General features: G+C 36.7%; 12 protein-coding genes and 1 other annotated feature. Of the genes, 5 read left to right on the plus strand and 7 right to left on the minus strand.

Going from position 1 to position 12,104, the window contains the following annotated elements; translation table 11 throughout:
* Positions 1-381 precede the first annotated feature (381 nt).
* The 3 genes from croR (at position 382) to serS (ending at position 3,808) form a co-directional block, all read left to right on the plus strand.
* Positions 382-1,071 (plus strand): response regulator transcription factor CroR, encoded by a 690-nt coding sequence (gene croR / locus RV04_RS10365; RefSeq protein WP_071858396.1) that lies wholly within the window; start codon positions 382-384, stop codon positions 1,069-1,071.
* Positions 1,061-2,242 (plus strand): sensor histidine kinase, encoded by a 1,182-nt coding sequence (locus tag RV04_RS10370; protein WP_071858397.1) that lies wholly within the window; start codon positions 1,061-1,063, stop codon positions 2,240-2,242. Before croR ends, RV04_RS10370 begins: the two co-directional genes overlap by 11 nt.
* Positions 2,243-2,272: 30 nt before the next feature.
* Positions 2,273-2,484, plus strand: a binding site (T-box leader).
* Between the two features lie 43 nt (positions 2,485-2,527).
* Positions 2,528-3,808, plus strand: coding sequence for a serine--tRNA ligase (serS, locus tag RV04_RS10375; protein WP_071858398.1), 1,281 nt, complete (start codon positions 2,528-2,530; stop codon positions 3,806-3,808).
* Positions 3,809-3,882: 74 nt separating this feature from the next.
* Here the strand turns inward: serS and guaB are convergent, their stop codons facing one another.
* Positions 3,883-5,367: an IMP dehydrogenase gene (guaB, locus tag RV04_RS10380; protein WP_071858399.1), complete on the minus strand. Its 1,485-nt coding sequence runs from the start codon at positions 5,365-5,367 to the stop codon at positions 3,883-3,885.
* A 99-nt stretch (positions 5,368-5,466) separates the two neighbouring features.
* The gene (locus tag RV04_RS10385; RefSeq protein ID WP_071858400.1) at positions 5,467-5,943 is read right to left on the minus strand and encodes a MerR family transcriptional regulator; all 477 of its coding nucleotides are present in this window, start codon (positions 5,941-5,943) and stop codon (positions 5,467-5,469) included.
* 145 nt (positions 5,944-6,088) lie between these two features.
* Here RV04_RS10385 and RV04_RS10390 point away from each other — a divergent pair, with 145 nt between their 5' ends.
* Positions 6,089-7,555 carry an MDR family MFS transporter gene (locus RV04_RS10390; protein WP_071858401.1) on the plus strand — a complete coding sequence of 489 codons (1,467 nt, stop codon included), beginning with the start codon at positions 6,089-6,091 and terminating at the stop codon, positions 7,553-7,555.
* A complete protein-coding gene (locus tag RV04_RS10395; protein ID WP_071858402.1) occupies positions 7,552-8,259 on the plus strand; it encodes a DUF4811 domain-containing protein in 708 nt (235 codons plus the stop codon). The genes RV04_RS10390 and RV04_RS10395 overlap by 4 nt, the downstream gene beginning before the upstream one ends.
* A 39-nt stretch (positions 8,260-8,298) precedes the next feature.
* Here the strand turns inward: RV04_RS10395 and RV04_RS10400 are convergent, their stop codons facing one another.
* The 5 genes from RV04_RS10400 to RV04_RS10420 form a co-directional block, all read right to left on the minus strand.
* Positions 8,299-9,003, minus strand: a complete 705-nt coding sequence (locus tag RV04_RS10400) for a DUF1129 domain-containing protein (protein ID WP_071858403.1) — start codon at positions 9,001-9,003, stop codon at positions 8,299-8,301.
* Between the two features lie 12 nt (positions 9,004-9,015).
* Positions 9,016-10,116, minus strand: coding sequence for a redox-regulated ATPase YchF (ychF, locus tag RV04_RS10405; RefSeq protein WP_071858404.1), 1,101 nt, complete (start codon positions 10,114-10,116; stop codon positions 9,016-9,018).
* Positions 10,117-10,160: 44 nt separating this feature from the next.
* Entirely contained in the window at positions 10,161-10,346 is a 186-nt protein-coding gene (locus tag RV04_RS10410; RefSeq protein ID WP_071858405.1) for a DUF951 domain-containing protein, read from the minus strand.
* Between the two features lie 77 nt (positions 10,347-10,423).
* Complete coding sequence (locus RV04_RS10415) at positions 10,424-11,314, minus strand: ParB/RepB/Spo0J family partition protein (RefSeq protein ID WP_071858406.1); 891 nt, start codon at positions 11,312-11,314, stop codon at positions 10,424-10,426.
* Positions 11,301-12,068 (minus strand): ParA family protein, encoded by a 768-nt coding sequence (locus RV04_RS10420; RefSeq protein ID WP_071858407.1) that lies wholly within the window; start codon positions 12,066-12,068, stop codon positions 11,301-11,303. Before RV04_RS10420 ends, RV04_RS10415 begins: the two co-directional genes overlap by 14 nt.
* Positions 12,069-12,104 lie beyond the last annotated feature (36 nt).

A 12,104-nucleotide genomic window follows, 5' to 3' on the forward strand; every position in this document is an offset into this window, starting at 1 on the left:
TGAAACTCAACTGACAACTTTGTTATATTAACTCAAAAATAATTATTTGTCAACAATTATTTTAGGTGCCCCGAAATATGAATCCTATTATTGATTCTCCGCTTCAGAACATATAATAATATATCAGTTTTATAGCGTTAGGTCAACAAAAAAACCGCAATTTTATTCATTTTTCAAAAACACGATGAATAAATATAATTAATGTTTTTTTGTTCGCTTTTTATTCTTAAATTCATTATATCAATTAGTTTTAAAATCTAAACTTTCGGTATTTTATTTTTGATTTTTCTTTAACTCGTAGCGTTGTTTTTCGCCTTCTATTGATTTCTTTGGTAAAATGAGTCGTAGTACCACTTATTTATACGGACGGAGGAACCCCATATGAAAGTATTAGTTGCAGATGACGATAAAGAAATCGTCGAGCTATTGAGTATTTATTTACATAATGAAGGCTATGAGGTGGTTAAAGCCTATGATGGAAAAGAAGCGTTAAGTAAACTTAGGACAGCAAATGATATCGACTTGCTTCTATTAGATATTATGATGCCTGTAATGGATGGAATGCAAGTAGTTAAAGAACTTAGAAAAGAATCTCAAATTCCAATTATTATGCTAACCGCAAAGACCACTGATATGGATAAAATCAAAGGGTTAGTTGCTGGTGCTGATGATTATGTTACAAAACCTTTTAATCCTTTAGAAGTAATGGCTCGAGTAAAGTCATTACTTCGACGGACAAAAATGCAAGTAGCCGAAGATCAACCGGATATTTTAGAAATCCAATCATTGATTATTAATAAAGATTCTCATGAAGTAAAAACGATAGACGGAAAAGAAATTCAATTAACGGCTTTGGAATTTGGAATTTTGTATTTATTAGCTAGCCACCCTAACCGTGTTTTCAGTGCTGACGAGATTTTTGAACGCGTTTGGAAACAAGAAAGCATTGTCTCTGCAAAAACTGTTATGGTCCACGTAAGTCACTTACGAGATAAAATTGAAGAAGCAACCGACGGAGAAAAAGTGATCCAAACGGTTTGGGGTGTTGGTTATAAGATCGATGCAAAATAAAGTCGAAAAGAAAAAAAGGATTACTCTTACATCAAAAGAAGTCAGTGAATTAATTGCCGAAGGAATTGTCACTATTATCTTGTTACTTCTATTAAATGTCGCAATTATGGTTTTGTTTAGCCAAATGCTAAATAACTCTCCAGACCTATCAGATGCCATCTATCGATCAAAGAACATTTTTGCTAATAATTTAGGTAGTGATATTTTTTGGAGTGGACGTAATTTTGTAATCCCCTTTTTTCTTATTATTGATGTCTTGATCATCTGTTGGCGACTAATTCGTCGTTATCGCCAAATGCAGTTGCGGCATATTATTAATGAATTGCATTATATTGCTAATGGTAACTACGATTATCGAATTCCTTTTGAGCTACGGGGCGATCTCAGCAAGGTGGTCGATAGTATCAATGGATTAGTCGATAGTACTGTTGCCGCCATTGAAGATGAACGGGCGATTGAAAAATCCAAAGATGAACTAATTACCAATGTCAGTCATGATATTCGTACCCCTCTAACTTCTATTATTGGTTATCTTGGATTGATCGAAGACGGTCAATATCAGAGTCCTGATGAAATACTCAAATATACTAGCATTGCCTACAACAAAGCTAAACAGATGAAATCTTTAGTTGAAGATCTATTTGAATATTCAAAAGTCCGGCAGCCTTCGGTTCCCGTCAACACCATTTCCTTTGATATGGTTCAATTGTTAGAACAATTAGCTGCTGATTTTGAGCTAGAAGCCAGAAAAAAGAACATCCAAGTATTGGTTGAGACGCAAGAGCCACAATTAATAATGGATGGTGATACAGAAAAATTAGTCCGGGTCTTCAACAATTTAATTACGAATGCCTTCAAATACGGGACTGATGCAGATAAAATCTTGATTGGAATCGAAAAAAGTAAGAATGAAGCTATTGTAACTGTCAAAAATAATGGTAAAGAGATCCCTCGCGAAGCCTTGGATCAATTATTTGATCGTTTCTACCGAGTTGACGAATCTCGTTCTCAAGAAATCAGTGGTACCGGATTAGGCTTGGCCATTGCTCAAAATATCATCAATTTACATGGTGGTTATATTTATGCCCAATCAAACGAAGAGTGGACCTCTTTTATTATTCACTTGCCTCTTTATAAAAACCAAGTGAAGACCCTTCCAGATAATCATTGACTTTAATTTTTTGATTGCTTATACTAACCTTAATAAGAAATGCAGGAAACCAAGTACTTATGTTTGTTTTTTTAGAGAGTTGATGGTCGGTGAGAATCAACAGAACAACTTAAGGAAATCCAGTTTCAAAATCTGCGTTTTTCGAAAGAAGAACCGGGTGACGTCGATACTCGTCTTTCAAGTGCAGCTGCTATGCTGAATTTGGGTGGTACCGCGAAATTCAACACCGTTTCGTCCCTATTTACGGGATGAGACGGTGTTTTTTATTTTAAAGGAGGAAAATATATGCTAGATGTAAAAATGATTCGTAATAATTTTACCGAAGTAAAAGACAAATTGGTAACACGTGGTGTAAAAGAAGAAGTTTTAAAACACTTCTTAGAATTAGATGAACAACGTCGTCAATTATTAGTAAAAACAGAAGAATTGAAAAAATATCGAAATGACGTATCAAATGAAATTGCACAATTAAAACGCGATAAAAATGATGCTGCCGATAAGATTGCTGAAATGAAAGAAGTCGGTACAAAAATCAAAGACTTCGATGCGCAAGTGACTGAGATTGATGCGCAATTAACTGAAATTGCTACAACTTTACCAAACCTTCCCCATGATTCTGTTCCTGTCGGTGCAGATGAAGATGATAACGTAGAAGTACGTCGTTGGAGCACTCCCCGTCAATTTGATTTTGAACCGCGTCCGCATTGGGAAGTGGCCGAAGACTTAGATATTCTAGACTTTGAGCGTGGTGCGAAAGTTTCTGGTAGCCGTTTTGTTTATTACAAAGGTTTAGGTGCTCGCTTAGAACGTGCTGTTTATAACTTTATGCTGGATGAGCATATCTACGAGCAAGGTTATACAGAAATGATCACTCCTTACTTGGTCAACAGCAAGTCAATGTTTGGAACAGGACAATTTCCTAAATTTAAAGAAGATGTCTTTCAAGTAGAAGGTCGTGATTTAACACTAATCCCAACTGCAGAAGTTCCGTTAACCAATTATTATGCTGATGAAATCTTAGAAGGCAAAGATCTACCGATTTATTTCACTGCTCTTTCACCTTCTTTCCGTTCTGAAGCTGGAAGTGCCGGCCGTGATACTCGTGGTTTGATTCGTTTACATCAATTTCATAAAGTAGAAATGGTAAAATTTAGCAACAAAGAAAATTCTTATGATGAATTAGAAAAAATGACGAACAATGCTGAAACAATTTTACAAAAGTTGAACTTGCCATATCGCGTGATCACTTTATGCACTGGAGACATGGGCTTCTCAGCTGCTAAAACATATGATATTGAAGTTTGGGTGCCTGCACAAAACACCTATCGTGAAATTAGTTCATGCTCTAACTGTGAAGATTTCCAAGCTCGCCGAGCAATGATCCGTTACCGCGATGAAGATGGAAAAGTTCAATATGCACATACATTAAATGGTTCTGGCTTAGCTGTTGGTCGTACCGTCACTGCTATTCTAGAGAACTATCAAAACGAAGATGGAACTGTTACAATTCCAGATGTCTTAGTTCCTTATATGGGTAATGAAAAAGTAATTAAAAAGAATAACTAAGAATCACTGTCTTTACTTCTATTAATGTACGGGCAAAGAAAAAAGACGGTCAAATGACCGTCTTTTTTGTATTTTTATTGTTCTACTGAATAGTTTGGTGCTTCTTTTGTAATTTGAACATCATGTGGATGTGATTCTTTCAACCCGTTACCACTCATTTGGACAAATTGTGCATTCTCACGTAAGCTTTCTAAGTTTGCTGCTCCAACATAACCCATACCCGCTTTTAATCCACCGATCATTTGGAAAATGATATCTGCCGCAGTCCCTTTATATGCTACACGACCTTCAATTCCTTCAGGAACTAACTTATTGGCTTCATTTACACCACTTTGGAAATAACGATCACTCGATCCTTTTTCCATCGCGCCTAATGAGCCCATGCCTCGGTATGTTTTGAAACGACGACCTTGATAGATTTCAAATTCACCTGGAGATTCATCAGTTCCAGCTAGCATTGAACCTAACATAACTGCATGTCCACCTGCTGCTAAAGCTTTAACGATATCACCAGAGTACTTGATTCCACCATCAGCAATAATTGCTTTTCCATATTGACGAGCAACAGATGCAGCATCATAAATCGCTGTTAATTGAGGAACACCTACCCCTGCAACTACCCGTGTTGTACAAATAGATCCTGGTCCAATACCCACTTTGACTACATCAACACCTGCATCGTATAAAGCTTTAGCTCCCTCAGCAGTTGCGATATTTCCAGCAATCAAAGTCGCTTCTGGGAAGGTTTCGCGAATTTCGCGAATTTTTCTTAAGACACCCGCACTATGTCCATGAGCAGTATCGATTATGATAGCATCAGCACCTGCTTCTAATAAAGCTTCTGAACGTTCAAAAGTGTCACTTGTCACACCCACTGCTGCTGCAACTAATAAACGACCATGTTCATCTTTTGCAGCATTCGGAAATTCAATCACTTTTTCAATATCTTTAATCGTAATTAAGCCACTCAAGCGACCTTCTTCATCTACGATGGGTAATTTTTCAATTTTATGTTTTTGAAGGATTTTTTCTGCATCTTTCAATTTAGTTCCTACAGGAGCTGTCACTAAACCTTCTTTAGTCATCACTTCATCAATCGCCATGTCATAGTCTGTTACAAAACGCATATCACGGTTTGTAATGATTCCAACTAATTTACGGTTTTCTAATGTTTCAACGATTGGAACGCCGCTGATACGATAGCGAGCCATCAATTTTTCTGCATCTTGGACTTTATGTTCTGGAGTTAAGAAAAACGGATCAATGATAACGCCACTTTCTGAACGTTTTACTTTACGAACCTCATCTGCTTGGGCAGCGATACTCATATTTTTATGGATAACTCCAAGACCACCTTGACGGGCCATTGCAATCGCCATTTTACTGTCAGTTACAGTATCCATACTTGCACTCATCAACGGAATGTTCAATTTGATATTTTTAGCCAGTTGTACACTCATATCCACATCATTTGGCAATACATGACTCTCAGCTGGGATTAACAATACATCATCAAACGTCAAACCTTTTTTCGCAAATTTCGTTTCCCAATTAGACATTATTCGTTACCACTCCTCAGAATTATTTTTAATAAAAAACTTAACAGAATGGCTGATTTAAGTCAATAACTTGCATTTAAATCCTCATCTAACCCTTATTTAACTATTAAGAAACCACGTTTTGATGATTGATTCAGATATCTCTGCTTCGTTCTCAATAATTTGATAAGTGACTTCCTCAGACTCTATATCCCGAATCAAATAAAATCCTGCTTTATTTTTAAAATCGTCTAAGTGAATAACAAGATAGCGATCGGCAATTTTTTCAATACTTTTGAATGTATCTCGTAAAATAAGTTTAGCTTGATGGATATTTTCTTGACGTTCACACGCTTTTGTAACTGCTACAGTCAATGTATAACCTTCATCTAAAAAAAGTTTGATCATTTCTACTTTAACAACCATTGGTAACTTAAATTTACGATTTCCACTTTTTTCACCAGTTGAATGAATGTATCCCTTTTGTTCCCAATAGCGAATCTGACGTGGAGAAACACCGGTCATTTTACTTAATTCACTAATTCCTACGACAAATTCATCGCTTTCTATGAGATGCTGGACTTTGCTTTTCTTCAAGATATATCCCTCTCTTCATCAAATAATTATACTTTCGTTGACATTTATGTCAAGCAAGTTGACAAAAAATAAAAACAGCAGTAAAGTAACTATCGGACATTCGTTGTTTCAGAAAATTTCAAAAAAAGAAAGAAGGCGTTAGATCGTGAGTAATAAACAAACGGTCGATATTTACGGTAAGCCTTACAACCGTTCCTTACTAGTCGCTGTACTATTAATCGGAACCTTCTGTACAGTGCTTAACCAAACACTATTAACAACAGCATTTCCAACTCTAATGAAAGCTTTTGATATATCTGCTTCTAGCGTTCAATGGCTAACTACTGGATTTTTATTGGTAAATGGGATCATGATTCCTATCAGTGCCTGGTTAATCAATAAATTCAGTTCAAAACATCTCTATATTACTGCTATGATCATCTTTTTAATCGGTACAATCACTTGTTTCGTAGCACCAAACTTTTCTACATTATTAATTGGACGTCTAATACAAGCAGCCGGTGTTGGTATTTCAATGCCACTACTACAAAACATTATGCTTTCTATCTTCCCACCTGAAAAACGTGGAGCAGCCATGGGTATGGCAGGGGTAGTTATTGGATTAGCTCCAGCCTTAGGACCTACTCTTTCAGGCTGGATCATCGATAATTATACTTGGCGTGATCTTTTCGGTATGGTTATACCTATCGTTATCTTGGTATTAGTTTTAGCTACTTTCTTAATGAAAAGCGTTATACAATTATCTAATCCAAGTATTGATATACTGTCTGCCTTCTTGTCCACTGCTGGTTTTGGTAGCTTACTTTATGGCTTCTCTTCAGTTGGTAATGATGGTTGGGGCAGCGTGAAAGTCATTAGCTTCCTTGTCGTCGGAGTAATCGTGATTGGCTTGTTTGTATGGCGTCAATTACATTTGGAACATCCTTTCTTAGAATTACGCGTATTTAAATCACCCGTATTTACAATTGCCGCAATCTTAAGTGGTGTTGTAAACATGGCCATGGTTGGAGCCGAAATGGTGCTACCTCTATATATCCAAAATATTCGCGGTGAATCAGCTTTCCATTCTGGTTTAATGTTATTACCAGGGGCGTTAGTTATGGGGCTTATGATGCCGATAACTGGGGCAATTTTTGATAAGCATGGAGCAAAACGTTTAGCCATCGGCGGTATGTTTATTTTAGCGGCTGCTACTCTACCTTTTGCCTTCTTAACAAAAGATACACCAGTAGCAATGATCGTTATCTTGTATGCTATTCGTATGTTCGGTATTTCAATGGTCATGATGCCTGTTACGACTTCCGGTATGAACGCTTTACCAATGAACTTAATTAGTCATGGTACTGCTGTAAACAATACCTTCCGTCAAGTCGCTAGTTCTATTGGTACAGCCATTTTAATTAGCGTATTAACTAATGTTACAAAAGATAATCTGCCAAAGGCAAGTTTATTAAAAGAATTGCCTTTAACCTATAAAGATCAAGCAATCAATGCTACTTTATCTGGTTACCATGCAGCCTTTTATGTAGCTGTTATCTTTAGTATTGTTGGTTTCTTTATCACTTTCTTCTTAAAAGCAAATAAAAAAGTTGAAGGAGGCGTTGCAAAATGATTTTTGCCGTAACAATCATCAGTGTTTTAGCATTTGCTTTAACTAATATATTCGCAAAAAAAATGTGGCATACTGCTCTTTCAATTATCTTTGCTCTGCTTTTTATCATCAGTTTATGTTTAATTACTGTTAATGATCATTATCATTATGGTATGAAAAAAGTAACAGATACAACTACACAAGCTCTAACCTCAAGTGCTGATAATAAAAACATGAATATGTTGCTTTATCAACCACTAGGTAATGGTTCTGAAAAAGTTTATATCTATAAAACAAATGAAGCTCAGAAGAAAGCTAAAACAACTGGAACTGAGCATGTAACAAATGTTGTCAAAGAAAATCAAACAAAATCACAAATAGAAACTAAAAAGACTTATTGGGTTTATAAAAATGATACTGCTAAATTATGGTTTAGTCTTTCTAGCAAAAACCGTCAACTAGTTAACGAAAAAAATACTTTTAGCGTTGAAAAAAATTGGGTCGTTTTAAGTACAACACAAGCAAAAAAACTTGCTAAATTAGCAAAAGATCAAAAAGCTACGATGGAAACAGAAGCTAAAGCTTATGTTCAAGAACAAGTCAAAGCGGCTATGATAAAAAATCCTAAAATGAACCAAACTGAACAACAAAAAGTAATCAAACAAGCTACTGCTGAGTATCAACAACAAGCAATGGCTAAGATGATTGCCGAAGCAAAAAAATAAAAAATAAGGCCCTCCTCATTACGAGGAGGGCCTTATTTTTTATTTGCGTGGCGCAGTAGCTAAACTGCTGATGATCCCAAAACGTTTCTTCAAGTAATAACGAGCGGCTAATGCCAATGCTGATAAGACTACTAAAACCATCGGATCAAGAATCGGATTTAATGACTGCGGTAATAATGCCGCGCCATTAAAGACTAAGAACCAAACAAGTGTCACTGAGCCTAGCATAACGATAGTTTTCCATGTTTTTGGTTTCTTTGATTTATCTGCACCTGGCTGTTCATACTGATAAACAAACAAATACATCATATAAAAGACAAGTCCACCAACGGCTGAAGCTATGATTAAAGCTGTTAATCCATAAGTTACCGCTTGTGTTCCACGTGGAACAAATAACCCCATGATTCCGGAAACAATCCCTAACAAACCAAATAGTAATAAGAAATTATCTAACCACATCAATGAAGCAGTAGATGATTTTTTCTTTTCTACAGGTCTATCTACGATAACGTCTAATCGCTCTGAAACTGTACCAAATAATTGGCGCGCAGTCTTCCCTGTTTTTTGTTCTTCAACTAATGTCGGAAGCATTTCATTCAATGCTACTGTCATTTGTTCATCGGACAAATTAGCGGCCCTCAAAGCTTTTTTTAAGTCAAAAATATATTGTTCATTTCGTTTAGTTAATTTTTCTTCAAATTGATCATTCTCTAAACTCAAAGCTTGTAACTTCTCTAACTCCATCTTATTTCCTCCCTAAACGTTGAAACGGAATAACATTACATCGCCATCTTGAACAATATAATCTTTTCCTTCCAATCTAACACGGCCAACTTCTTTTGCTGCGTGCATACTGCCATATTTATTTAAGTCTTCGAAAGAAACAGTCTCTGCACGAATGAATCCCCGCTCAAAATCGGTATGGATGATTCCCGCTGCTTGAGGGGCTTTCATCCCTTTACGGAATGTCCACGCACGAACTTCTTGTTCACCTGCAGTGAAATAAGTTGCTAACCCTAAAAGATCATAAGCTGTGCGGATCAACTGATCTAATCCAGATTCTTCAATCCCCATTGCTTCTAAGAATTCAGCTTTATCTTCTTCTTCTAATTCAGCAATTTCTTCTTCAGCTTCTGCACACACAACAATCACTTCTGAATGTTCGCTTGCTGCAAAATTACGGACAGTTTGAACATAGCCGTTGCTATCTGGATCTGCAACCGTATCTTCATCTACATTGGCTACATATAAAACAGGTTTGCTTGTTAAAAGAAATAGACCTTTTACAATTTGTTGTTCATCTTCCGTAAATTCGATCGTACGAGCAGATTGCCCTTCTTCTAGCACAGGCTTTAGCTTATCTAGAACTGCTAGTTCAGCAACTGCATTTTTTTCTTTCGTTCTTGCGACTTTTGCTACGCGTGTGTAGCGTTTATTTACAGAATCTAAATCAGCTAAAACTAATTCTAAATTGATTGTCTCGATATCTTCTAACGGATCTACACGACCTTCTACGTGTGTGATGTTTTCATCATCAAAACAACGGACTACGTGGCAAATAGCATCAACTTGACGAATATGGCTCAAAAATTGATTTCCTAATCCTTCACCTTTACTAGCACCTTTAACGATACCTGCAATATCAGTAAATTCAAAAGTTGTTGGAACAGTTTTTTTAGGTTGAACTAACTCTGTCAAACGCTCTAAACGCCAATCTGGAACTTCTACCATTCCTACATTGGGATCGATCGTAGCAAAGGGATAGTTGGCAGCTTCCGCTCCCGCTTTAGTAATTGCATTAAATAAAGTTGACTTACCAACGTTTGGTAATCCTACGATTCCGGCTGTTAAGGCCATAATTTACTTCACTCTTTCTCTATTAATTTAGCTTATTCTTATGCCTAATCCTCTTTTTTGACAAGGATTTTTTTCATTTTTTTATCAAAGTCACGACGTGTCATCATCACAATATGTCCACAATTAACACATTTAATTTTTATGTCCGCACCCATGCGAATAATTTCCCAGCGATTTGTCTGACAGGCATGTGGCTTTTTCATTTCTACAATATCACCTAAATCATACATCTGGTAAATCCTCCTCTAGTTCGTTATAAGACCACAGCAAGCGAATTATAACATTGGATTGTATTTGATTAATTGTTTTATGATTCATCAAAATGGATATTTAAGATATCTAAAATACGCGTCAAGTCAGAGGGCGATAGGTATTCAATTGCAATTTTTCCTTTGCCGTCTTTTTCAACGATTTCAACTCCGGTTCCAAACTTATCCATTAAACGATCTTCACTTTCCCTTAGATAATAAGGCTTTTCTTTAGTCAAGCGTGGACCTTTTTTCTTATCTTTAGCTTTTCCTTCGTTATACTCACTAACGATTTGTTCTAATTGACGGACGGTTAGATTTTCTTTTACTGCCCGATTCGCTAATTTTAGAATTTGATCTTTTTTCTTTAATCCTAACAAAGTACGAGCTTGTCCCATCGATAAACGTTCATCTTGGACCATTTCTTTTACCAATTTAGGCAATGTTAATAAGCGCAGATAATTAGCGATGTATGGCCGACTTTTACCTAAGCGATTGGCAACATCTGCCTGAGTCAATTTCAGATTTTTCATCAGCATCTCATAGGCTTCTGCTTCTTCTAAAGGATTTAAATCTTCCCTCTGTAAGTTTTCTAGTACGGCGATTTGCATCATCGCTTCTTCATCGAATTCACGGATAATAGCCGGAACGGTTTCTTTACCCGCTAATTTAGAAGCCCTAAAGCGGCGTTCACCCGCGATGAGCTCATAGCCTTTTACTGCTGATTTTCTAACAATGATTGGCTGGAAAACACCCGATTGTTCAATCGAATTCGCTAATTCCTGTAAGCTATTTTCATCAAAAGATTTACGTGGTTGGTACGGGTTAGGACGTAAATCACTCAAAGGAAGCTCAACTACTTGATCGCGTTTTACATCGACCTCTTCAATCTCAGAAAGATCTTGAAATAAAGCATCAATTCCACGACCTAAACCTTTATTTTTGCTCACGAACTAACACTTCCTTTGCTAAAGCTTGATATACTTCAGCACCTTTAGAGCGAGGATCATAATCTATGATCGGCTTGCCATGACTAGGCGCTTCAGATAAACGAACATTTCTAGGAATAATGGTGTCATAAACTTTTTCTTGGAAATAACGTCGAACTTCTTCTACTACTTCTGCGCCAAGATTGGTACGCGCATCGAACATGGTCAACAATACGCCTTCAATTTCTAATTCTGGATTAAAATGTTTTTGAACCAATCGAACGGTATTAAGCAGTTGGCTCAATCCTTCTAACGCATAATACTCACACTGAACAGGAATCAAAATAGCATCACTGGCCGTAAAAGCATTGATGGTTAAATGCCCTAACGATGGCGGACAATCGATCAAGATGAAATCATAGTCATCATCCACATCTTCCAATGCACTCTTTAAGCGTGATTCTCTTGCCATCATCGATGTTAATTCAATTTCTGCCCCTGCTAATTGTAACGTAGCTGGTACAATCGATAAATTTTCTCTTGAAGTTTCAATGATTGTTTCTTTAATAGGAACTTCATTGACTAAAACATCATAAATATCTTGTTTCACGTCTGGCTTACGTACGCCAAGTCCGCTAGTAGCGTTCCCCTGTGCATCACTATCGATCAGTAAGACTTTCTTACCAACGTAAGCTAAACAAGCACCTAGGTTGACGGTAGTCGTTGTTTTACCTACGCCACCTTTTTGGTTTGCAACAGATATGATCCGTGCCATCTGATTTCCTCCTACTTTTACTTGATTGTTTAATCA

Origin of the sequence: Enterococcus hermanniensis (assembly GCF_001885945.1) — a bacterium.
GTDB classification, from domain to species: domain Bacteria; phylum Bacillota; class Bacilli; order Lactobacillales; family Enterococcaceae; genus Enterococcus_A; species Enterococcus_A hermanniensis.